Origin of the sequence: Rudanella paleaurantiibacter (assembly GCF_009184635.1) — a bacterium.
Classification (GTDB): domain Bacteria; phylum Bacteroidota; class Bacteroidia; order Cytophagales; family Spirosomataceae; genus Rudanella; species Rudanella paleaurantiibacter.
This window is the reverse complement of record NZ_WELI01000003.1, coordinates 538,695-564,820: the sequence shown is the minus strand read 5'-3', so window position 1 is coordinate 564,820 and position 26,126 is coordinate 538,695. Positions and strand designations below refer to the sequence as shown.

Genomic DNA, 26,126 nt, shown 5'->3' with positions numbered 1-26,126 from the left:
CGCCATTCACGCAATCACGCAATCACGCAATCACTCAATCGCTCAATCGCTCAAGGCGTCACTACTTTGCCTTGCGATTTGGTTTTCTTAATCGTTACCGGTACGCAAATCTCTTCGGGGCAGGCACAGTTGGCGGTAAGAGCCACCGTCACATCCCGGAAGCAGCCCGTCTGCCGGTCAATTACCCGAACCGTATAGTTGCCTACCGCCAGATTGCTGGCGATAATGCCGTTAGCCGGAATCGAAGCGGCAACCGTAGCTGTAGCGGCATCGAAGCTCGTGCCCGATGAGAGCTGGAACTGGTACCGGCGTACATCGGTGAAGCCCGTAATCTGCAACTGACCGTTAGCCTGTGGGTTCGAACCAACGCAGGTTGGGTTCTGGGTCAGTACCGTGTACAGCGGCACCTCGGTTTCTTCGATTACCACGGGGCAGCAACCCGTTTGCGGGCACTGACCCACCACGCCTTCATTGATTACAACGCGGTACTCACCGGGCAGGGTAGCCGTGAATGAGTTGAGCGAACTATCAGATACGAGCGTAGCCGTTGCGGCACCGGGGGCCGTCAGATACCACTGGTAGCGGCTGTAACCGGCCGGGGCCGACAGTTCGAAGGCGAAGGGCTGACCCTTACATACCTTGTACGGAATGGTGGTACATACCTGCGTATCGTTGTCTTTGCCGGGGATAAACGCCGTGTTGAACGCAACCCCTTCGGCCGTCATGCTCACACTGTAAACAAGCGTAGCCGTAGTGCCGGCTGGCAGGCTCGGTACCGCCCAGTCGCCCCCGTTGAGGGTCTGGGTAAACGTACCGATCGATGCCGTGGCTGAGCCCGGAATAACAACCACACCTGCCGTTGCTGTATCGCTCACGACCACATTGGTAGCGGCCACCGTGCTGGTATTGGTCAGAATCAGGGTGTATGAGACAACATCGCCCAACTGTACCTTGGCACTGCTTACCCGCTTCTGAAGATCAAAAGTAGGTGTAGCTGTGCACGACTGGGGTGCGGTGTAGGTTGCGGAGGTCGACGCGCAACCCGGCAGCGTAGCTGTTACGGTGCGGGTCGAGCCGTCGCTGGGCAGGTTGGTAAATACCGCCGTGCCGGTGTAGCTGTTTAGCCCGCCAGCTACGGCCAGCGTAAAGCTTTGGCTACCGTCGCTGATTGTCATAGTGCCGCCCGTGCCGGTTGAGCCCGTTACCACAACCACCGTCGAGCTGAAGGTGTTGGTGGCCGTCTGACACAGACCCGCCGTTGGGGTGGCCATGAGCGTACAGCTGGTGCAGGTCATTGGGGCCGTAAACGTAGCACTTACCGAAGCGCAGGCCGTACCTGAGAAGGTCGCCGTGGCTACCTTGGTCAACCCATCTGATTGCAGACCGATGGTGGTCAGGCTGATCTCATTCCGGCCTGCCGACAGTGATACCGGTGTGCTGCTGACACCACCTACCGTTAGGGTAACGGTTTGCGGTACAGTCACGTTTTCAACAATCAACAGCGAGGTTGCCGAGTAGGTATTGGTAGCCGTTTGGCACAGGCCAGGCGTCACTGTGAGCGTTGCCGAGCAAACCGGAGCAATCGAGCATGACGCCGGTGCAGTGTACGTTGTCGAGGTCGATGCGCAACCCGGGAGCGTAGCCGTTACTGTGTGCGTAGTGCCGTCGCTAACCAGCCCGTTGAATACAGCCGTGCCGGTAAAGCTGCTCAGGCCACCAGCTACAGCCAGCGTGACGCTGCGGGTGCCGTCGGTAACGGTGAGGACTCCACCGGCTCCGGTCAAGCCGGTCACAACCACTACCGTCGAACTGTAGCTATTGGTTGCCGTCTGGCACAAGCCTGCCGTCGGGATGGCCATGAGCGCGCAGCTCGTGCAGGTCATCGGGGCCGTAAAGGTGGCCGACGTATTGGCGCATGTAGTGCCTGAGAACGTAGCAGTGGCGGTTTTGAGCGCACCGTCCGATGGCAGGTTAGTGGCCACATACACAACGGTGTTGGTACCCGTAGCCGTGAGGCTGAATACCTGCGTCTGACCAGCTACGTTGATGGTCACCGAACGGGGGGCGTCGATGTTCACCGCCGTCAGAACGGCCGTTGCCGAGTAGGCGTTGGTGAGCGTGTTACACTCGCCCGGTGTTACGGCGAGCGTTACCGAGCAAGGGGGCGCTACCGAGCACGAGGCCGGTGCTGTGTACGTATTGCTGACCGATGCACAGACAGTACCCGAGAAGGTTGCCGTAGCAATTTTTACCAGGCCATCCGAAGGCAGATTGCTTACATCGAAGCTCACCTGATTAGTGCCTGCCTGTAATGTAATGGCCTGGCTGCTGACCCCGGCAATCGTAATGGTTACCGTTTGCGGAGTGGTCACGTTCACCACCGTCAGGGTGGCCGTTGCGGAGTAGGCGTTGGTGGCCGACTGGCATAGGCCCGGTGTTACGGCCAGTGTTGCCGAGCAGGGGGGAGCCACCGAGCACGAAGCTGGGGCCGTATAGGTCGCCGTTGACGTGCCGCAGTTGGGCAGGCTGGCCGATACCTGATGCAGCGTGCCGTTAGAGATTAATCCGTTGAAAATACCCACCGCGCTTGTAGTGCTGCCGGTAATCGCAACGGTCTGGCTCAGCACGCCATCAGTCAGTGTGAGCACACCCGCTACCGGGTTGGTCAGGCCTACCGTGATAGTCGAAGAGTAGGTGTTCGTGGCGGGGTCGCATACGCTGACGCGTGAGCTAACCGTGAGCGAACAGGGGGGCGCTACCGAGCACGAGGCCGGGGCCGTGTAGGTTTGGCTAACCGGGGCGCAGGCCGTGTTGGAGAACGACGCCGTCACCGTAAAGGTATTGCCGTTGCTCACCAGACCACTGAAGCTGAAGTTACCCGTGCTACTACCCGCCGGAATCGTCTGAACAAATGCTGGAGAGAAGGCCCCTGAGCTAATCGTCAGGGTTCCGCTTGCCGGTACGTTGACTGTTGCAGCCCGGCCCGTGAGCGTATAGGTGTTTGTAGCCGACTGGCAGAGGCCCGGGGTTACGGTCAGGCTAAGCCCACATACCGGAGCCGGTACAACCGTCAGGCTGAGCGGTACCACGGCCGAACAGTTGAGGGCGTCTGTCACCCGAACACTGAATGAGGTGGTTACGCTGGCCGTTGGGGTGCCACTGATTACACCGGTTGGTGATAGGCTCAGGCCCGCAGGCAGGCTACCACCAACCACGGCGTATGTGTACGAGCTGACACCGCCCGTGGTGGTGAGGGTTTGACTGTAACCAACCCCAACCGTGCCCGATAGTAGGGTAGTGGGGCTAACCGTGAGCGTGGGGCAAACGGTGCAGGTAGCCGGTACGGTGTACGTAGCCGAAGCAGTTCCGCACGACGATGCCGACGACACAATGGTCAGGGTGCGGCTGGCGGGACCGTTGCTGATAAGGCTGGTACCCGACAAGGTAAAGGTAAGCGAAGGCTGACCGGCTGTCACGCTCACCACCGTAGTGGCCCCTGCTGCCGAAATGGTCAGGTTGGTGGCCGGGGTGTTCGTGAAGCTGATGGTACCCGTCAGAGTGTATCCGTTGGTCAGCGTGTTACAGGTTGGCGTTACAGGGCCAACTGTCAGAGCGCAGTCGGTATAGGCCGCATCATAGCTAAAGTTGTTTTCACCGGCCTGACCGAGCGTAAACGTGATAAGACCGGCCGTGTTGGGGTCAGTATCAATCAGGTCAGCGTTGGTGCCGGTGGCTGCGTTCGACTTAACACTCAGATACAGTGTATTGGCCGAGGCCGAAAGTGGGAACGTGAGCGTGTATGTGCCACCCAAAGTAAGTGTGGTCAGGTTGTAAGCAAATCCGGTGGCATTGGTGCCACTTGCGTTCGAGAAGTAGTATTCACCCGTAGCGCTGGTTGTGACCGACACACCCGCTGTGGGCAGACCGGGGCCTTTCAGGTTGACCACAACACCAGCCAGGGCGGGTTCGTTGGCGTCCTGAACCCCGTCGTTGTCGAGGTCGCTCCAGACGCGGTTACCAATCTGAATCGGAGGAATCTCGCAGAATACCTCCAAATCACCCAGACTGGCGGCTTTACCAAACGTAGCCACCTGCTGGGTCTGTGAGGTAAACCCGCCGTCCTGCGAAATAACTTCGTACACGTAGTTAGACGCCCCCGTCACGTTGTTGTAGTAACGTGCACCGGCCGCCCGGAAATCGTTGAATGGGTCAAAAGCCGTACTGACCACCTCGCCCGTGCCCGGCAGCAGTGTAATGCCGCCGACCAGAATCTCCTGGTGGCCACCGTCGGCCGTTGATGAGTTCGGGGTGGCTACCTGTGGGTACATGTCCTGCCAGTAAAATTCAGCGCCACCTGGGCCCTGATCTGGGGTCTGGTTGGTGCCCTGCGACGTAACCGTGATGGGCGTCACACTGTTGGCTGGGATGTTCGTTACAATAGCATTGCTTTCGAGCTGGTACGTGCCATCAGCCCGGCGACCAGCCCGGAGCATATCGCCCGCTGCGGTTGCTTCGTAAACCGCTGTCGTTGAAGAAATGGTCGAGTAGTTGAGGTTACCCCCCTGGTGACCAAAGCGGTCCATCATAGCGATGACCATTTCACCGTTCACGTCGAACTCAATATCGGAGAGCATCGGCTGTGGGCAAATCGTCTGGTCGTAGGCACCCTTCAGGAACGTACTTGGAATGTCGGTCCATTGGTCAATCCAGGGCCGCCAGGTGCCGGGCAGTACGGCAAGTCCGGTGCCTGGGTTAGTACCCCGCGACGACGCATAGCCCCGGGTGTAGGTAAGTGGAAACGAGAGTACCTGCGTAAAGTTACCATCGGCCCCGGCGGGGTCGTGAGCGTACACCAGTGCCGTCAGGTTGCTGGCTGTACCACCCGTTTCAGCCGAACAAACGGCCCCTACATACACCTTGCCTCGGTAGTATTTGGTGGCAAACGGCCGGAGCGTACCACTCACGCAGCCCCCTGTGGGTAAAAGGTGCTTGGTAAACGTAGTAGGCTTAGTGGCCGGTACGCCAATAGGCAGCTCGTACAGAGCCTTGTCGAAGAGGTTCATCACCCACAGGGTGCGCTCATCGTCTGAAATATCAATATCTCCCAACGACATTTTGCCCACCAGATCAAAGGCGGCTGCGTCGTAGTTGGGCGTAAACTTATTCACGGGCAGAGCCGTCAGGGCGCGTGGGTCGGTACCAACCGGAATACCCAGGTCGGTGGTCAGGTTCACGAAAGGAACAATTGTGCCCGATGCGCTGGTTGGGTTGGTCACGTCAATTTTGTAGATCTGACCGGGGCCACCCGTACCGAAACCTGAGTGGCGCTTCATAAAGGCAGCGGCAAACAGTGAGTTGGTGGTGCGCTGATAGGCCAGGCCCCAGGTAGTACCAATACTTCCTTTGGAGAGGTAGGTATTCCGGCCGGTATTGGTGCCATCATACTGCCAGCCTACCATCCAGTTGTCGTTGGCCGGGTTGTTGGTCAGAGAGCTGGGTTTGGTGGGGTCACCGTTGGTGTAACAGGACGTGGCTAGATAGGGATTCTGGACCCCGCAGTAGTTCGGGGGGTAGTTGATCCCGAGGTTAACCCCCGTATTCCCACCGACGACGAACTGAACCGAGGTTCGGCTGTTGGTCCCCCGGAAACTCTCATAGTCGCCCGTGACTAAGTTGGTAAATTCAACCCGGTAGGGGTTGGTATTACCAACGTTGATCGTGTACGAACCAACGGAGTTTGTGGTTGCGGAGATGGGGGCACCGCTACTGGGGTAAGCAGTGACAACAACGCCCGGTACACCTGGCTCTCCGTACGCATAAGTACCGGAGGTAGGAATAGCCGCATAAATCCCGTTCGAATCAAAATCCCGGTACACTGTTCCGGTAATCGTTTGGGCTTGCGCCCCACCAGCGATTAACAGAACCAGAACTACGGAAAAAAAGAATCGATGGGCTGGTAGCTGAGAAAATAGTACGTATAATTTTTTCATGACCCATTAATGTGAGATGCAGTTTGATCAGCAACTCTGCCAATTGACTGCAAACCAGCAACTATAAGACCATGCAAAAAATGAATGAATTTATATGTTTTTATTTGAGTAATTATCTATTACTTTTATAGACCCTATAAATTATTTATAAGTAATTGTTTATGAGTACTGTGCATTATTTCCGGCGCTAAAGTAAGTATATCAGAGGGCTAAAAATTAATGCGGTATAAATACATAGTTATTTGCCGTTTGCCAGAAAATAAATCTCAAAAAAAGTTACAGACTGTGCTCCAAAAACTATGCCATCGTCATGCATTACATATAAGAAACAAGGTGAGTTGATGACAAAATGCGTTTCCCAAACGAGTTGATTTGTTTACTAACGTTCATATTTTGGTAGATAAAGAAATGCTTTTGCGGGATTAGATACAGATGTAATTCAGGTGACTGAATAGAGGTAATATATCTATATCTGTTCCTGAAAGTTTGCGTATTTATAAGTAAAAACTGTGCCAGCAACAGGCGTGTGTTGTGTTATTTCTTACTTAATGAAAAGTGTCCTTTTAATTTTCTGATAATAAGCTGTAAGTGAGTAGAAAACGGTAATGGCTCTGATCCTCGTAGTTGATAGCGAGAACCAGAGCCATTGGTTAAATAACAACCTAAAATAAGGTCTGTGGATTCAGTGTCGGCTTCTTATTTTTCAACCGACAGCCGAGCGGCCGTGATGGGCAAACACTGAGTTGGTGGGCAGGCACAGGTGTCGACGAGGGCTACTGTCACATCGCGGAAGCACCCCAACGCCCGATCGGTAATGCGAACCGTGTAGTTGCCAACCGCCAAATTCGTGGCTAATATCCCGTTGGCGGGTACGGCCGTAACGGGTGTTGCCGAGGCTCCATTGAAACTAGTTGCGGCTACATATTGATAATCGTAACGGGTGCCCGCATTAGTGCCCAGGCCAGCTACCTGAAGCTGTCCATTGGCCTGCGGTGTGGCCCCGGTGCAGGTTGGGTTTTGGGTCTGAATCGTAAAGAGGGGTACCTGTGTTTCCTCAATCACGAAGGGGCAACAGGGCAACTGACCACAGGGGTTTACCAGTCCATTGTCGATCACAACGCGGTACTCGCCGGGTAGAGTAGCTGTAAATGAGCTAAGTGCACCGTCGGCTACGAGGGTAGCCGTGCTGGAGCCGGGGGCAGTTCGGTACCATTGATAACGCGTAAACCCGCCCGTAGCATTCAACGGAATCGCCACCGATTGCTCGCTGCAAACCTGGTACGGCACCGTGGTACAGACCTGTACCTCCTCGTCGGGGATTGATGCCATGTTGACCAGGACTCCGGCGGCTGTCAGGCTCGCGCTGTACACAAGCGTAGCGGTTGCACCGGCGGGTAAGCTCGCCAGCGTCCAGTCGCCACCGCTGAAACTGGGTACGAAACTCCCGGCCGAAACCACAAATGAGCCGGGTACGGGGCTGATACCGGTGCCCAAAACATCATTCACAACTACCCCCGTTGCGGCTACCGGGCCTGTGTTCGATACCGTTACGGTGTACGAGACCACATCGCCCCGTTGCGCCTGGCTCGCGCTGACGGTTTTGGTCAGCGATAGACTGGGACCAGCCAGACAGGCCGCCGGGGCCGTGTACATGGCTACGGCACTGCCGCAGTCGGGTAGGGAAACCGTGACCGTGCGCGAACCCGTACCTGCCACAAGGCCCGTGAGAGCATACGCAACCGAAGTAGCCCCGGCCGGGATGGTGAGGGTGGTCGACAGGAGCCCGTCGGTAAGGGTTGCCACGCCAGCTACGGCATTAGTGAAACTAAGAATACCGCTTACCGCATACGCATTGGTTTGCGGATTGCAGGTGCCCGCCGATGCCGTGAGGGTCAGGGCGCAGGGGACGGCGCTGTACCCGACGTCGAACGAATGGTTGGTTTGCCCGGAATCAGTGGTTGAGAACGAAAGGACGCCACTCGCCGGGGCGTCTGAATCGATATGGTCGGCACCTGCGTTGGCGGGGGCGAGGGCTTTACCGGCGGTGTACGTCGGAAACGTAAGCTGGTAGGCGGTTTGGGCAGTCAGGGCGGTGAGGCCGTAAATCGCGCTGGCGGTAGAGGTACCGCTGCCCGACGAGAAATAATACGTACCGTTGGCGTCGGTGGTAGCCGTAGCAATGGGTGTTCCCGAACTGGTGCTGAGGGTAACGCTTACACCGGCAAACCCGGCTTCGCCCGCATCCTGAATTCCATCCTGGTCGGTGTCGTCCCAAATCCGGTTGCCAATCTCGATCGGGGCCACCTCGGTCTGTACCTCCACGTCGCCCAGACTGATTCCCTTGGAGAACGTGCCGGTGTTGGGTGTAGTCCCCGAGTTTCCCGTCCAGAACACTTCAAATGCTTTGTCGCGCTGCCCGGTGGTATTATCGAACCAGGCCAGCCCGAACGAATCGAAGCCGAAGGGGTCGTACACGGTTGAGACCACATCGCCAGTGCCCCACAACATACCGAGGCCACCCAGCGCGGTTTCGCGGTGCGAGGTACCCAGTTTTTCGTCGTGATAAAATTCACCCCCGCCGGGGCCTTCGCCGTTGAAAGCGCCAGCGGTAGCAGCCTTGGCGCTGCTGGGGCCTTCTTTGCCGCCCGATTCGAGTTCCCAGGTGCAGTCGCTGCGTTTGTAGGCCCGCAGAATATCACCCCCGGTGATAGTCATGAAGAGCTGGCTATCGTTCGCAATTGGGCTGAAATTCCACCAGCCACCCTGCAAACCCGCCCGGTCGATGAAGCCCAGAACGAGGGAACCATCGGTATCAAATTCAAGGTCCGATAGAATGGGTTGCGGCCAGTTGACCACCTCGGTACCCTGTACCAGCTTGCTCCAGTCGTTGGTCCAGCCAAACCAGCCAGTACGGGCGCTGCCGTTGGCCCGGAAGCCGTCGGAAACACCCCGCCCGAAGTCGAGCGAATGACTCAGCCGGGCGGAGAAAGTACCCGCTGTACGGTCCAGTTCGTAGATGGTAAAGCTCAGATCGCCCGAATTCTGCGAAATAGAAGCATCGCACACAACCCCGATGTAGGCCTTACCCCGGTAATAATCGATACCCCACGGTCGGGGGGTACCCGTAGCCGCATTGCAGGGTTTCGGAATGGCCCACGACCGAATTTTAGTGGCCCGGTTGGCGGCCGTTGGCGCTACGGGGTTGGCCGGGTCGGTTAGGTCGATTTCGTACAGACGGCTGTCGTACAGGTTCATGACGTACAGGTACCGTCCATCGTCGGAGATGTCCAGGTCACCAAACGAGACCCGGCCTACCTGCGCCAATGCCTGCGCGTCTTTCTCGCCCGAGTCGAGGTTGGTGCCCAGGCCCCGCTCGGTGTTCGACCCGATCACGGGACTGTACGCAACCTCCGGCCCTGCCACGGTTGCCCCCGCGTACGTGCCCGACCCTCGCGTGGGAATGCCCAGGGCGTCGAAGTCAAGGAAGTTGGTTACGCCGTTGGTAGCGGGTAACTGCACCGCGGGGTCGATCAGGTAAATACCCCCTGAGCCGAGCGGCCCCAGCCCCGTATGGCGTTTCAGTACGGCGGCCGTAAACACCCGCCTGGCCTGTTTGGAGTAGGCGATGCCCCAGGTAGCGCCAATTTGGCGGGAGTTGGCGTAATGGGCCGGGGCGGGGGCGTTGTTGCTTACGGGGTTGTAATCAACGCCCACAAACGCATCGGCATCACCTACATTGCCCAGGCCAGTATTGTTGCCGCTCACGTAACAAGACGTAAACAATTTGGGATTGGCCAGCCTTGGCGACGCGTATTCGTGCGGGGAAGCAATGGCGAAATGGGCCACGCCCGGCGACGATATAAACTGCACCGCTGAGCCATAGTTGGCCCCGCCCCCGGCTGGAAAATCGAGCTGATTGTTCAGGCCGCATACCTGCGCTACCGCACCCGGAATTGAGAACTCGACCCGAACCGGCCCTGTGCACCCGGAAAGGGCGTAGTTGTGCCCATTGCCATCGGCCGTCGTGCCCGTTGTGACCGACGCACAGAGTACATTGGTGGTGTTGTAAGCCTGCACCACAACTCCCCCGACGAGTGGCTCGGTTGGTTGCCGCACGCCATCGCCGTTGTAGTCACGAAACACCTGCCCTGTCACCTGCCCCTGTGCCGAAAAGGCGCCCAGCCCGAAGCAGAGCAAAAGTCCAACGAAAAGCCCAGGGAAAGGCCGTTGGGGGGCTTCGTCGTGTGGCTCAATCGGCCACTTCAGAGGCATCCATGAGATTGTAAAAAGACGCATAGAACGGTAGCGTTCGGAAGCTGGCAAAGCCAACCCCGGATATAAGACTATGATGGAATCAAGAGCTATTCGATTGATTCGGCGATAGCAATAAGTGCGCCAGTATGAGGCAGTTAGACGACTAATGATCCGTTGGATTTAGATTTATAGAGAAAATGTGTAAGGTGTTCTATGTTGATTATCAATGAATTGCATTTGTGTCTGTACGGTCGAATACGGAATAGTTAGGCGGGTGATTATACGTTCGGGTAGGGGTTGCAGGAGGAGCAACGGGGCTCTGTGCGAAGGGTCTTCAGGAGCGGGGAGAGGGTACGCGAAGGGGTGTTCTGAAATAAGCCTTAATACAGTACAAACTTAGTGCCGAAGTATGCTCAAATTCGCGTAATTGTAAACCTGTGCCCCTTGGGGCGTCAAAACCCACTTCACATTCTTGCTGAATGAACAGACGACATTTTATCAAAAGCTCATCGGCCGTTAGCCTGGGGGCTACCTCGTTGGCGATGGCTGCCTGCGGAGCCGACAAACCGGCCCAAACCGAAACAAAATCCACTTCGTTTACCGACGACTTTGTGCTGAATGAGGTGACTGTGAGTGAACTACAGAAAAAGATGCAGGCTGGCGAGTACACCGCTGCCGACATCACCAAACTGTATCTGGACCGGATCGAGGCCATCGACCAAAATGGGCCGGGCCTGAAGTCGGTGATCGAAGTAAACCCGGATGCCCTGACGATGGCGGCCACGCTGGACGAAGAACGCAAGGCTGGTAAAGTACGTGGCCCGCTGCACGGCATTCCAATTTTGCTCAAAGACAACATCGACACGGGCGATCAGATGAGCACCACGGCGGGTTCGCTGGCGCTGAAAGGCCACAAGGCCGCCAAGGATGCGTTTGTGGCCGCTAAGCTCCGGGCGGCTGGGGCTGTAATCCTGGGTAAAACCAACCTGAGCGAGTGGGCTAACTTCCGCTCAACCCGGTCGAGTAGCGGCTGGAGTAGCCGGGGTGGGCAAACCCGCAATCCGTATGTGCTCGACCGGAGCCCGTGCGGGTCGAGTTCGGGCTCAGGGGCAGCCGTGGCCGCTAACCTGTGCGCTGTGGCCGTGGGTACCGAAACCGACGGGTCGATTATTGCGCCATCCTCGTTTTGCGGCCTGGTAGGTCTCAAACCGACCATCGGTCTGGTGAGCCGTACGGGTATTATCCCGATCTCTAAAACGCAGGATACCGCCGGGCCCATGACCCGTACTGTAACCGACGCAGCCATTTTGCTCGGGGCAATGGTCGGGGCCGACCCGGCCGATGCCGTTACGGCCCAAAGCGCCGGAAAAACCGAATCGGATTATACCCGGTTTCTGGACGCGGGCGGGCTGGCCGGTAAGCGCATCGGGGTCGAAAAGTCGTTTCTGACCGGGCACGAGGGGGTGGTTGGTCTGTACAAAGAGGCCATCGAAACGCTGAAGAAACAAGGGGCTACCGTGGTCGAGGTCGATTTGCTCAAGCTCACCCGCGAGATTGGCGGGGCTGAGTACACGGTGCTGCAATATGAGTTTAAAGATGGTCTGAACCGGTACCTGGCAACGGCCGGGGCGGGCGTAAAATCGCTGGCCGATGTGATTACCTTCAACCAAAAAAATGAGGCCGAAGCCATGCCATTCTTCAAGCAGGAAATTCTCGAAAGTAGCGAAGCCAAAGGCGACCTCAGCAGTAAAGAGTACACCGATGCCTTAGCCAAAACGCTCGGAACGCGGCAGATCATCGACAAACTCATGGCCGATAACAAGCTGGATGCCATTTGCGGCACGAGTATTGGCTACGCGGGCTGCATTGATCTGGTCAACGGCGACTACGATACGGGCTTCTACTTCTGCCCACCGGCGGCTATGGCGGGCTACCCGCACATCACGGTACCCATGGGCATGGTGCACGGCTTGCCGGTTGGCTTCTCGCTCATCGCGGGTGCCTATCAGGAAGGCGCACTGCTTCGTTTGGCCTATGCCTACGAACAGGCCTCTAAAAAACGTACCCGGCCGGTGTTTAAGCCGTCGCTGATTTAATGGGTGATTGAGTGAATGAGCGATTGAGAGAAAGTGCATTCTACACATTATTCACTCAATCGCTCAATTACTCATTCGCTCATTATAATCCCTTCCCAAGCGACTTGGTTTTCTTGATCGTTATGGGCACGCAGATGTCTTCGGGACAGGTGCAATTGGCCGTGAGGGCAACGGTGACATCGCGGAAACAACCCGTCTGTACATCGGTGATCCGAACGGTGTAGTTGCCTTCGGGCAGGTTGCTCGCCAGAATACCATCGGCGGGCAGGGCCGTTACCGAAGTCGGTACGGCCAGGGCTCCATCGAAGCTGGTGCCTGCCGAATACTGGTAGCTGTAACGGGTACCTGCATCGGTGCCCAGACCCGTAACCTGCAACTGACCATTAGCTTGTGGGGTTGAGCCCAAGCAGGTCGGGTTGCGGGTCAGTACGGTAAACAACGGCACCTGCGTTTCCTCGATCACAAACGGGCAGCAGGTCGACTGCAGGCATCCGCCCGCAATCCCTTCATCGATTACCACCTGATACTCGCCGGGCAAGGTTGCCGTAAACGAGTTGAGCGTACCGTCTGAAACGAGCGTAGCGGTGGTGGCACCGGGCGCTGTGAGGAACCACTGATAGCGGCTGAAACCGGCCGGAGCCCCCAGTCGAATGCCGAAGGGTTGCCCCGCACATACCCGATACGGTATTGTGGTGCATACCGATGCGTCCTGACCCGGAATCGACGCCGTGTTGGTCGATACACCCTCGGTGGTGAGGCTGGCGCTGTACACGAGTGTAGCCGTAGCCCCTGCGGGCAGGCTGGCAATTGCCCAGGTACCTCCACCCATGCCGGGCGTAAAGCTACCCGCCGAAACCGATGCGGAACCCGGCACAATCAGTACCCCAGCCGACGCCGTATCGCTAACTACGATACTCGTTGCCGAGACCGGCCCCGTGTTGGCCAGCGTGACGGTGTACGAGACCACAGCCCCCAGCGTTGTCCGGTTGGTGCTGACCGCCTTGGTCAGTACCAATGCAGGCTGGAGCGGGACAAACCCGGCATCGACGCTGGTATTGGCCTCACCCGCTGTTAGCGTCACTGGTGCCGAAATACCCGTGGGGTAGGTAGTAGCCGTGAAGCCGTCGGGAGTCGTGAAGCTCACCGAGTAGGGTACGCCGGGCGTCAGACCCGTAAAGCTGTAGGTGCCGTCGGGGTTCGTAACGGTGCTGGCTACCACGGTGCCGTTGCTGACGAGCGTCACCGTGACACCCGCGAGGCCCGGCTCACTGTTGTTTTGAATCCCATCGCCATTGGTATCAACAAACGTCTGGTCGCCGAGGCTTGCCAATTGGCCAATGGGTACAGCAACTTCATCCCGGTTATCGGTTAGGTCGGAATCAATCAGCAAGGGCCCGTTGAGGTCTTCGGTTGGCGTGAAGGCTTCCACTACGGCGATGTTATTGAGCGACGTTCCGGTGAAGTTGGGGTTCAACATGGCCGTCAGGGTCAGGCTTGTGGTGCCCCCCGAGGCCGAAAGCGGTCCCGCTACCAGTGCACTCAGACTATTGGCCGTGGTACTGGCGAAGCCCGTACCACTCACAAACTGGAGACCGGTGGGCAACTGATCAGTAATTCTGAGATTGTACACCGGCCGGTTCGAGTTGTTTGTCACCGTTATCTCGTACGTGATAAGGCTGCCGGGGAAGTACGGCCCTGTGCTCACTATAGTTTTCGTCAGATTCAGATCGTACACCGGGATGCTGTTGAACCCGGCATCGAGCGTATTATTCGACTCACCCGATGCGAGTGTCACCGACCCCGAAATGCCCGTGGGGTAGGTAGTGGCCGTGAAGCCGTTGGGGGCCGTGAAGCTCACCGAGTAGGGTACGCCGGGCGTCAGACCCGTAAAGCTGTAGGTGCCGTCGGGGTTCGTAACCGTACTGGACACCACGGTGCCGTTGCTGACGAGCGTCACCGTGACACCCGCGAGGGCCGGCTCACCGGTATCCTGCGTACCATTCTCGTTCAGGTCAACAAACACCTGATCGCCGAGGCTGGCTGGCCGGTAGAAGCCCGCATCCAGGGTGTTGTTTGTTTCGCCACCCGTCATGGTTACCGGTTGACTCAGGCCCGTGATTGGGTCGGGGTCTGAGTCGGTTACGTCATTACCGGTGTTGGCAACCGTGCTGGTGAAGCCAACGGGTGCATCGAACCGTACCTGATAGGCTACGCCCGGTGTCAGGCCCGTGAAGCTGTACAAGCCCCCCGCGTTGGTGGTTGTGGTGGTCAGCACCACGCCGTTCTGGAGTAGGCTCACTGTTACGTTCGAAATGCCCGGCTCGCCCGAATCCTGCTGTCCGTTGGCGTTCAGGTCTTCCCACACAAAATTACCCAGGGCGGCAAACTGCACTGGCTGAATGGTGGCGATGGCCGTATCGTCTTCGTCGGGAGCAACGGCCCGGTTGCCCGGTGTTGAGTCCACATCGTCGTTACTGGTAGAGGTGATCTCTGCCTGATTAGTCAGGGCTGTCGACGTGCCCGTAGCCAGGGTGTAGGCTACCGTCAGCGTGACGCTTTGACCCGGAGCCAGGGCCGCCACCGTAGCCGATGCTACCCCGCCCGTACTGGTGAAATCGGGCGAGTTGGCCGCCGAGAAGCTCAGTTCGGCGGGTGGGGTGTCGGTAATAAGCGTGTTGAAGGCCGTCAGTTCGCCTTCGTTCGTGAGCGTGATTCGGTACGTGATCAGGCTACCCGGCAACAGCGGGGTGGGCGCACTTACCACGGCTTTGTTCAGCGCCAGGTCGAAACGTAGCGGGTAGAATCCGGCGTCCAGCGTCGGGTTGTTTTCGCCGGGGCTGAGCGTCAGTGAGCTGGTAATTCCGTTGATGACGTCGCTATCCGTCGTGTCGTCGCCCCCCTGATTGGCGGGCGATGCCGAGAAGTTGGCCGGTGCGGCAAAGCTCACCGAGTACGGCACCCCCGGTATCAGCCCCGTGAAGTTGTAGAAACCGTTGTCGTCGGTCGTGGTGGTGGCTACAGCGGTCCCATTACGGACGAGGGTTACGGTCACGTTCGGAATGCCCGGCTCGTTTGTATCCTGCACACCATCCCGATTGGTATCACTCCAGACGAAGTTACCCAGCGAGGCCGGGCTGAAGAAGCCCGCATCAATCGTGGCGTTGTTTTCGCCGGAGGTCAGCGTGACTGGATTCGTAATGCCCGTGGGGTAGGTAGTAGCCGTAAAGCCGTTGGGAGCCGTAAAGCTTACCGAGTAGGGTACGCCCGGTGTCAGACCCGTAAAGCTGTAGGTGCCGTCGGGGTTCGTAACGGTGCTGGCCACCACGGTGCCGTTGTTGATTAGGGTAACGGTCACACCGCTCAGAGGCAGATCGCCCGGCGACGGGGTTCCGTTCTGATCGTTGTCCGCAAAGACATAATCGCCGAGGCTGGCGGGCCGGTAGAAACCCGCGTCGATTGTGGGGTTCACCTCACCGGGGGCCAAGGTTACGCTTGCTGTCCGGCCCGTGAGAGGGTCGGCGTTGCTGTCGCGGCCCGTATCGCTGCCGGCATTGGCCACGGTAGCGGTAAAGCCCGCTGGTGCGCCAAACTCAACTACGTAGCCGATACCCGGTGTGAGGCCCGTAAAGCTGTACAGCCCGTTGGCGTTTGTCTGCGTGGTAGCCACCGCGCTGCCGTTGGTGTAGAGGGTCACGGTAACGCCACTGATGGGTGGCTCGCCCGCATCCTGCACGCCATTGGCATTGAGATCTTCCCAAACAAAGTCGCCGAGCGAGGCAGCATTAACGCGACAGTCGAGCGTGGCCGATGCCGTTGCTGTGCAGCTGTTCAGCGTGGCCGTGAGCAAGACTGTCTGACCGCTCGGAATCCCCGTAACCTGGTTCCCCGTCACCGTGCCGACATTGGCCATGACTAACGCCCCGGCTGTTGCCGTAAAGTTCACGGTGTAGGTGGAGAGGCCGTTGCAGGTGAGCGTTGTGATAGCGACCGAGGGCAGGCCCTGCACCGTCAGTACGGCGTTGGACACGGCTGAGCACCCGTTGGCGTCGGTCACCGTCACCGAGTACGGATACGTACCGGCTACGGGTGGTTCTACCACAATCTGGTTATTGGCAACCGTCAGGATGTCGGTTCCGCTGAAGCTATAGAGCGCGTTGGCCGGTGCTCCGGTGGCTACGAGGGTAGCCGAGGTGCCTGCACAAATCGAAGCCGACGACAGGCTAACCTGCGGGCTGCTGTATTTGAACACCCGACCCTGTGCGGTAGCCGTACACCCAACGGCGTCGGTAACCCGAATGGTGTACAAAAACTCACCGGTCCCAACGGGCGTCACCACAAATACGTTGTCGGTGGTTGAGGTGGGGTTCGTGATACCGGGGCCGCTCAGGAGGTAGCTTTCTCCGCCACTGTTCGAGGCTGTGAGCGTGGCCGAGGTGCCCTCGCAGATGGAGGCCGACGAGAGCGTGGCCGTTACGGGTGGGTAGAATGTGACCGTGGCTGTGGTGATAGCTGTGCAGCCGTTGGCATCGGTTACCCGAACGTCGTACAGGTATGTGCCCGGCACCGTGGCCGCCACCACAGCGGTATTGCCCGAGGTCCTTACAATGCCCGAACCGCTAAAGACGTACGAGGTGCCGCCGGTGGCCGTCAGCGTAACCGACTGCCCAAAGCAAACATTAGCTGAATTGACCGTAGCCGTAACGGCTGGGTTTACCGTGACGGTTGCGTTGCTAATGGCCGTACACCCGTTGGCGTCGGTCACCGTTACTGAGTACGGATACGTGCCCGGCAGGTTGGTGGCTACGGCAAGGGTGTTGGCTGTTTGGCTCAATGCGCCTGTGATGCCCGGCCCGCCGAAGAGATACGTACTTCCAGGACCCGCGCCCATTGCCGTGAGAGTGGTTGGTTCATCCAGACAGACCACGAGCGATGAGAGCGCCGGGGTTGGTGCCGCCCGTTCAACAATCGTTGCGGTGGCTACGGCCGAGCAACCGTTGGCGTCAGTCACCGTCACCGAGTATGGGAATGTGCCGCTACCGGCGGGTATATTGACCGCCACTACGTTGGCCGTTGTGCTGCCGGTGATTGTCAGGCCGGGGCCGCTGAACTGGTACAGAGTCCCGCCGGTAGCAGTCAGGCTCACGGGGGCACCGTCGCAGATCGAGACGGACGATAGCGTGGCCACCACAGCGGGGTTGACCGTGAGGGTTGCCGTGGTCACGCTGCTGCATCCGGTGTTACCGTCGGTCACCGTTACGGAGTACACAAAGCTGCCCGCGTTGGTGGTGGGCACGCTGAGGGTGTTGGCCGACGTAGTGCCTGTTGTAACGCCCGGCCCGGCAAACGCATAAGTGCTGCCCGGTGTGCCACCCGTTACTGTGAGGGTAGCCGGTTGGTTGAGGCAGACCGTCAACGATACCAGGCCGACCATCGGCAGATTATTTACGGTGAGTATCCCGTTGGCAATGGCCTCACAACCGGCCCCGTTGAGTACCGTGACGGAATAGGGGAACGTGCCAGCCGTGGGAGTTGCTACGGTGAGCGTGTTTGTATCGACACCCGTAATGTTCGGGCCGCTAAACGCGTAGCTACTGCCGCCCGCTGCAATCAGTTGGGCCGACTCACCCACGCAGACCGTGGCCGACGATAGAGTAGCGAGCGGGGCTAATTGCTCAACAATAGTACCGGTGGCTACCGCCGAACAGTTGAAGCTGTTGGTGGCGGTTACGGAGTACAGGAACGTGCCCGACCCGGCCGGTAACTGTACCGTAAGGGTGTTGGCCGTGGTGCTGCCCGTAGTCGTAACGCCCGGCCCGCTGAAGGCGTAGGTGCCGCCAATGCCCGCGCCGGTAGCCGTCAGTAAGGCGGGTTGCCCTTCGCAGATCGAAACCGACGATAGCGTAGCCGTAACGGCTGGGTTTACCGTGAGGGTTGCTGTAGTCACGCTGCTGCACCCGGTGCTGCCGTCGGTCACGGTCACGGAGTACACAAAGCTGCCCGCGTTGGTGGTGGGCACGCTGAGGGTGTTGGCGGATGTAGTGCCTGCCGTAACGCCCGGCCCGGCAAACGCGTAGGTGCTGCCTCCGGTGGCCGTGAGCGTTGCGGGTGCGCCCTGGCAAACCGTCAGCGACGATAGTGTTGCTACGGGTAAGGGGTTAACCGTCAGAAGGGCCGATGCCGTGCTGCTGCATCCGGTAGTCCCATTGCTCACCGTGACAGAGTACGGATAGGTGCCCGGTGCGGAGGGTGTTTCGATGAGGAAATTGGCCGTTTGGTTACCCCCGCCGAAATTGAACAGGGTGCCGCCTGTGGCCGTCAACGTGGCCGATTCGCCGATACAGATGCGCGCGTTCGATAGGGTCAGCCCGGCGATGATCGACGCATTGACCGTAACCGTGGTGGTCGCTACGGCCGAACAGCCTGAGGCATTGGTCACCGTGACCGAGTAGGGGAATGAGCCCGCGCTGCCCGGTGTCACAACGAACGTGTTGCTTACTGTAATGCCCGTACCGAAGTTGTACCCGGTACCACCTGTGGCGGTCAGAGTCACCGACCCACCGGAGCAGATCGACGCGCTGGAGGGCGTCAGCGTGACTACAGGAAGCGCATTAACTGTAACATTGGCAGTAGCTACGGCCGCACAACCCTGGGCATTCACCACTGTGACCGAATAGGGGAATGAGCCTACACTGCCTGGCGTCACTACAAGCGTGTTGCTCGCCGTAAGCCCCGTGCCAAAGTTGTACCCGGTACCGCCTGTTGCCGTTAAGGTCACCGACTCGCCGAGGCAGATGCCCGTGCTCGATGCAGTAAGCGTTGGCGAAGGTACCGGATTGACGGTCAGCGTAGCAGTAGCCAGGGCTGTACAACCCGATGCATTGCTTACGACCACCGAGTACGAATAACTGCCCGCCGTGGCTGGGCTGGCTACCAGTGTGTTGCCCGTTGTGAGCCCTCCACCGAAGTTATACAACGTACCCCCCGTGGCCGTCAGCGTAACCGACTGCCCGACGCAGATGCTTCCACTCGATAGGGTGAGTGTTGCCGTAGGTGGGGCGTTGACTGTAACCGTGGTGTTGGCAACGGCCGAACAGCCCAGTGCGTTGGTCACCGTGACCGAGTAGGTAAATAGGCCCGTGGTGGTCGGGGTTACTACGGTTGTATTGCTCGCAGTGGTGCCGCCCCCAAAGTTGTAAGGCAAGGTGCCTGAGCCTCCGCTGGCGGTCAGCGTTGCCGATTCGCCGAGGCAGAGGGTGGCGGGTGATGCGAGCAGATTGGCAACTGGTAACACATTGACCGTCAGAATATCGGTGGCTACGGCCGTGCAACCCTGTGCGTTCGTGACCGTGACCGAATAGGGGAACGTACCAGCCGTTGGAGTCGGCACAATCAGGCTGTTTGAGGCTGTAGCGCCCGAACCGAAGTTGTACAGCGTACCGCCCGTGGCAATCAACGTGGCCGACCCTCCTACGCAAACCGTGGGTGCGCTCAAGGTGGCTGTTGGGGCCTGATTTACTGTTACGGTGCCCGTCGCCAGAGCAGTACAACCAGCCGCATTGGTTGCTGTAACCGAGTAGGTAGTTGTTGTATTAGGGCTGACAGTGAGTGTGTTGCCTGTGGTCTCGGCACCGTTCGAGAAAAGGTAAAAGGTGCCGCCGGTGGCCGTGAGGGTAGCCGCACCGTCGGGGCATATCGTGGCCGACGAGAGGGTGGCTATGGGCAACGCATTCACCGCTACGCTCACACTCGCTACTCCGTCGCAGGTGCCGCCCGTAAGCGTCACGCTGTATAGGCCCGCGTTGGCGGCCGTTGCGTTCGGGATAGTCACAGTGGCGGTGTTGGCCGTAAAGTTGTTCGGCCCGCTCCAGATATACTGACTACCCCCGGCCGTAGCGCGTAGCTCAATCGTTTGCCCCGCGCAAACAGGCGAGTTGCTAACGGCCGTGATGGCGTCGGGTGGCGAAATGGTGACGACTGCTGATGCCGAGGCCGCGCAACCCGTCGATGCGGTGCAGGTTACGGTGTATGACTGAACCAACAGAGCGGATACGCTCGCCGGAGCCTGCACCAGAATCGAGCTGGCGGTTGAACCCGTCGACCATAGCAGGGTACCGGTGCAGCTCAGGGCCGTGAGGGTTGTGCTGCCGTTCTGGCAAATGGCTACGCTCGATGGGGTGATGCTGACCACCGGGGTGGGGTTCACGGTAACGATAGTCCCGGCAATGCCGAAGCAACCCGTTGTGCCGTTGGTGGCCGTCACGGTGTAAACGGTCGTCTGGAGGGGGCTTACTTCAAACTGACCCGTTGTGGACACCTGTCCGTCGCTTAGTTCGTACGAAGTCGCACCGGGCGCGTTGGCTGTCAAGGTGACTGATGTGGGGCCTGAGCATTTGTCAGGGCTACTGGGAATGAGCGTCACCACTACGGCCGGGCTTACCGTGACGGTGGCGTTGGCAACGGCCGTACAGCCAAGGCCATTGGTAGCTACCACCGAATATGCGTACGTGCCTGCCGTACTGAGTGTAGCAACGGCTTCATTGCCAAAAATAGTCAGACCAGAGCCACTGAAGTTGTAGTTGACTCCTCCGCCTGCTGTGAGGGTTGCCGAGCTGCCCGGACAGATGGTTTGTGACGAGGGCGTCAGGGTCGCGGTGGGTTGCGGGTTTACCGTGAGCGTTGTTGTAGTCAGGGCGGTACAGCCCGCGCTGTTGGTGACCACTACCGAGTAGGCATAGGTGCCGGGGGTACTGGTTGGCACTACGGCGGTATTGCCAGTGGCCGTCAGGCCGGGGCCGCTAAACGTGTAGGTGCCGCCCGTGCCTGCTCCTCCGGCCGTGAGGGTTGCTGAGCCTCCCGCGCAGATAGCCGACGCTGATGCCGTCAGGGTGGGCGTGGGTACCGGATTCACCGTGACGGTGGTCGCGGCTACAGCGGTGCAGCTGGTAGCCCCGTTGCGTACCGTCACGGAGTAGGTTGTGGTGGTGCTGGGCGACACTACCCGGTTGGGATCGGCGCCAAACGCACCAATAAAGCTGTATTCGGTACCGCCCGATGCCGTCAGCGTGACCGACGCACCCGCGCAGATGCTCGCGCTCGAAGCTGTCAGCCCGGCGTTGATCGACGCATTCACCGTAACCGTTGTGGTAGCTACGGCCGTGCAACCCTGTGCGTTAGTCACCGTAACCGAGTAGGCAAACGTGCCCGTAGTGGCCGGGCTGATCACCAGCGTATTCGTCGCGGTAGCGCCCGAACCAAAGTTGTAAAGCGTATCGCCCCCGGCCGTCAGCGTAGCCGAACTGCCCAGACAGATTTGGGCGCTGGATGGCGTGAGCGTGGCCGTGGGTAGCGCGTTGACGGTAACATTGGTGGTGGCTACGGCCGAACAACCCTGTGCGTTGGTCACGGTGACCGAGTACGGGAAGGTGCCGACGCTACCCGGCGTCGCCACAAAGGTGTTGCTCGCTGTGGTACCCGAACCAAAGTTGTACCCGGTACCACCCGTTGCGGTCAAGGTTACCGATTCGCCGAGGCAGATCGACGTGCTGGATGGGGTCAACGTGGGTGTAGGTACGGGGTTTACCGTGAGCGTAGTAGCAGCCAGAGCCGTACAGCCCGCCCCATTGGTCACCACCACCGAATACGAATAGCTACCCGCCGTAGCCGGAGACACGATCAGTGTGTTACCGGTTGTTGCGCCCGTTCCGAAGTTGTAGAGGGTGCCGCCCGTGGCCGTCAGCGTAGCCGACTGCCCGACGCAGATGCTTGCGCTCGACAGGGTGAGTGTGGCCGTGGGCAGGGCATTGACCGTAACCGTGGTGGTAGCCAAGGCCGTGCAACCCTGTGCGTTAGTTACCGTGACAGAGTAAGCAAATAGGCCCGTAGTTCCGGGGCTAACCACCAGTGTATTTGTTGCGGTGGCGCCCGAACCAAAGTTGTATAGGGTACCGCCCGTGGCTGTCAACGTAGCTGAGTTACCCAAACAGATTTGGGCGCTGGATGGCGTCAGGGTGGCCGTGGGTAGGGCGTTAACCGTCACCGTTGTATTGGCCACGGCCGTACAGCCCGATGCGTTGGTTACCGTGACCGAGTAGGGGATGGTGCCTACGCTACCTGGTGTAACGGCCAACGTGCTGTTGGCGGTGGCTCCCGTGCCGAAGTTGTACAAGGTACCACCCGTGGCATTGAGGGTCACCGACCCACCGAGGCAGACCGACGAGCTCGATGGCGTGAGCGTGGGCGTAGGTAGTGCATTTACCGTTAGGGTGGCATTGGCTACTGCCGTGCAGCCCGTGGCACTGCTCACCGTGACTGAGTAAGGATACGAGCCAGCCGTAGCCTGACTTACGGTCAGCGTATTGTTGGTGCTACTGCCGGTCCCGAAGTTGTACAGGGTTCCGCCCGTTGCCGTCAACGATGTTGTTTGCCCGGCGCAGATGGTAGCCGATGTCAGTGTGGCTGTGGGCAACGGATTCACCGTAACCGTCACGGCCACCGTACTGCTGCAAAGACTGGTGCTGGTGGGTGTGCAGGTGGCGGTATAAGTAGTTGTGGTACTGGGGTTGACCAGAATAGTGGCTCCGCTTTGCCCATTCGACCAGCTGATGGCTCCGTTGGTGCAGCCACTCACGGTCAGGTTTTGCGATTGCCCGGCGCAGAGCGTGGGGCTGGAAGGGGTCACACTCAGAGTTTGCTGGGTGCCATTCTGCACAATAAAGGTTGGGCAGCCGCCTGCTCCGCAATTGGTGTTCAGAGCCGTGTAGCTATAGGTGCCTGCTTGCGAAATGAGCAGGGAGTTGCCCGTACTGGCCACCGGAACGCCATTCTGAAAAAACTGAACACTGCTGAACGAGGCTGGTAAGGTAGCGGTGTACGTTCCGCCCGCACAGAGGTAAACGGGTACGGCAAAGCCAGCGCGGGCTGTGTTGTTGTTGGCAAGTGTGCCCGCTTCGGGCTCGGTTGCTGTTACCGAAGCCACGTTGAACAAGACCCCCGTACTGGCGGCTGTCACGGTTACCGTAATGGTACTGGTGGCTCCTACGGCGAGCGAGGTGCCCAGGGCAAACGTTAGCGTACCGCCCGATACGGTACCCGCTGTTGGGCTGGAGGCCACGTACGTCAGGCCCGCGTCGAGCACATCACGTACCACCGGGTTGGTGGCTACCCCCGTGCCAATATTCTGCACGGTGAGCGTAAATACGTTACTGGCCCCCTGTGCTACAAGGGTGTTGGCTACGGTTTTGGTGATGCGCAGGTCAGGGTCGCCGGGGGCAATACCAATGTCAAGGGTGTGGTTGTTCTGGCCCGAAAAGCCCGTGGTGTAAAACACCGAGCCGTAATTGCTGACGAGCGTCGCGTCGGAGTCGATCTGGTCGCTTACCGACGCGTTGTTGGCTGGCGAAAGTACTGAGCCCGAGAATGTGGCGGAGCTGATGGGTAGCCGTACCTCGTAAGTCGTTTGTGGAATAAGGCCGCCCGGCACGTTCGAGTCGTTAAAGAAAAACTCACCCGTAGCACTGGTGACCGTGGTCGATACGAGCGTGGAGCCCTGGTACAGTTGTACCGTCACGCCCGCCAGTCCGGGTTCGCCGGCGTCCTGCACGCCATCGCGGTCGGTATCGCGCCAGATCCGGTTCCCAATTTCGAGCGGAGACGGGTCGCAGATGGCACTGATGCCCCCCAATCCGTTGGCTTTGCCGAGGGTGACGGGGTTGGGGTCGCTGCCGCCCACGCTTTGGTAGATCTGCGCCCGGCGGCTATCGATACCGGTCTGGTTGTTGAACCATGTGTATCCCCCCGACCATACGTTCAGCGGGTCCATGGTGATGGCTACGGTCTGATTGAGGCCGGGTAGCACCAACGAACTACCCATGTAGGTTTCCTGGTGAATTTCGACTGGCGGCTGACCGGTCGTTAGTACACCCACGTAGTTCTCCGTTGCGAAAAACTCGCCGGATGTACCTGTGTATCCGGTAGGGGTGGCTATGCCGGGGCCTTGTGAGGTGCCTACGCCTGAGGCACTGGTGAGGCCGCTCACCGACCCATTGGCTTCGAGTGTCCAGCCCGATCCGTTGAACGACGCCCGGAGCAAATCGCCCCCAATGTAGCCGTTAACGAGCGTAGAGGAGGTTGTATTGGTTGTGTTTCGTTGCCGATACCCCAGCTGGTGCCCGCCCCGGTCCATAAGGCCGATAATCATGTCGCCATTGTTGGCAAAGCTGATGTCGGAGAACATGGGCTGTGGCCGGGCGTGCCGTTGCTGGTAGGGGTTATCAACAGCACCCGTACCGATTACCACGCCTGCGTTGATACCTGCAAACGTGTTTGTCCAGGTTTCCCACTGATCGCCCAGGGCGGCATCCTGGGTGTGAACCCGGCCTTTGGTATAGTTGAGCCGGAACGTAAAAGCGGCTGCGCTACTGAGCGATGTAGCCCCCTCGGCCATCGCGTACACCGAGGCCGTCAGGTTGGCATCGGTGCCGCTATTTTCGCCCGTACACACCACGCCTACATACACCCGGCCCTGATACACTTTCACGGCAAATGGGCGGGCTACGCCATTGGTGCAGGAGGCCGACGTGGGCAGGGGAATCGCCGTCAGGTCGGCTGCGGTAAAACTCGATTTGGCGGGGTTGCCAATGTTCAGGGCCAGTAATTGCCGGTTAAACAGATCGACAATGTACAACGTGCTGCCGTTGCTGGAGAGAGCTATGCCTCCCAACCCGACCTTGCCCACCGCATCGAACGCCAGCGGGTCGGTGCTGGCTGTGGTACCGTTGCCCGGCAGTATTCGCCCCGATATAAGCGATTGCCCCAGGTTCAGGCTGAACGGGGCATTTTCTAAATCAACGTAGGTGGTAGTAGTGGTTGATGCGCTGCTTGGGTTGGTGAGGGTATTGACATAAATACCACCCAGCCCGGCCGGGCCGAGGCCCACGTGCCGTTTCAGAAAAGCGGCCGAAAAGAGTTTCTGGGTTTCGCGCTGGTACGCCAGCCCAAATACGCTACCTACTTGCCGGGCGGTAGCTATGTAGGTACCTGCAATTGCCGTGCCCGATGAGTTGTACGGCACACTGACAATCGCTACCTCACCCCCGACGGTGGTGGTTGTCGATAGTGGGTCTCCGCTGACAAAGCAGGGCACAACCAGGGGTGGGGCCACGGTCTGACAATAGTCACTCGGATTGCTAATGCCAAAGTTGGCCGTAGCGGTTGATGATGAAATGAACTGTATCGACGTTCGTGAATCGGTGCCGTTGGCGCTGGTGAAGTTAGCGGTGCTGAGGCTGGTTGGCAGGGTAAACTCCAGCCGAAAGGGGCCTGCCGTGGTGGGGCTGATTGAATACGCCCCGGCCGAGTTGGTAATCTGCACGGAACCATTGGTCACGTTGGTGCCCGCCGAGTTGAACACCCGAACTTCCACCCCGGCTACGCCTACTTCGGTGTAACTGGTCGAGGTTTCGTAAAGGCCATTGTTGTTGTAATCCCGAAACACGGTGCCCGTGATCTGGGCCTGCGCCCCGGTAGCGAGCAAAAAGGTCGTGGTCACCAGCAGAAAAAACCGGCATACACGCTCTTTACAACCGATGAGGTAAAGGGGGTAAAAATTTTTCATAACCCTGAATTTGGAAGTCGGAGAAGACCAAACGAGTTGGCATTCATGCCGTAAGGCAACTATAGGGCCATGTTTAAAAAGACAAATTTTTATGCTCTATAGAATGGGTGAGTTAAGGTTATATATACATGATGATTTATCGTATTCTGTTTGGTTTTCAAGCTTTCCTGCCCG

4 protein-coding genes are annotated in these 26,126 nt (G+C 58.8%); 1 reads left to right on the top strand and 3 read right to left on the bottom strand.

The window, feature by feature from the left end; translation table 11 throughout:
* Window positions 1-50: 50 nt before the first annotated feature.
* A complete protein-coding gene (locus F5984_RS10885) occupies window positions 51-5,990 on the bottom strand; it encodes an SdrD B-like domain-containing protein (protein WP_152124273.1) in 5,940 nt (1,979 codons plus the stop codon).
* 696 nt (window positions 5,991-6,686) lie between these two features.
* On the bottom strand, window positions 6,687-10,286 hold the full coding sequence (locus F5984_RS10880) for an SdrD B-like domain-containing protein (RefSeq protein WP_152124272.1): 3,600 nt from the start codon (window positions 10,284-10,286) through the stop codon (window positions 6,687-6,689).
* Window positions 10,287-10,723: 437 nt separating this feature from the next.
* Here F5984_RS10880 and F5984_RS10875 point away from each other — a divergent pair, with 437 nt between their 5' ends.
* Window positions 10,724-12,340, top strand: coding sequence for an amidase (locus F5984_RS10875; RefSeq protein WP_152124271.1), 1,617 nt, complete (start codon window positions 10,724-10,726; stop codon window positions 12,338-12,340).
* Window positions 12,341-12,422: 82 nt separating this feature from the next.
* Here F5984_RS10875 and F5984_RS10870 read toward each other — a convergent pair whose 3' ends face one another.
* Window positions 12,423-25,952, bottom strand: coding sequence for an SdrD B-like domain-containing protein (locus F5984_RS10870; protein ID WP_152124270.1), 13,530 nt, complete (start codon window positions 25,950-25,952; stop codon window positions 12,423-12,425).
* Window positions 25,953-26,126: the final 174 nt, after the last annotated feature.

What these genes read in the sequence shown, in the direction of transcription:
- F5984_RS10875 (WP_152124271.1), top strand. Translation starts at nt 10,724, where the DNA reads ATGAACAGACGACATTTTATCAAAAGCTCATCGGCCGTTAGCCTGGGG.
- F5984_RS10870 (WP_152124270.1), bottom strand. Translation starts at nt 25,952, where the DNA reads ATGAAAAATTTTTACCCCCTTTACCTCATCGGTTGTAAAGAGCGTGTA.
- F5984_RS10880 (WP_152124272.1), bottom strand. Translation starts at nt 10,286, where the DNA reads ATGCGTCTTTTTACAATCTCATGGATGCCTCTGAAGTGGCCGATTGAG.
- F5984_RS10885 (WP_152124273.1), bottom strand. Translation starts at nt 5,990, where the DNA reads ATGAAAAAATTATACGTACTATTTTCTCAGCTACCAGCCCATCGATTC.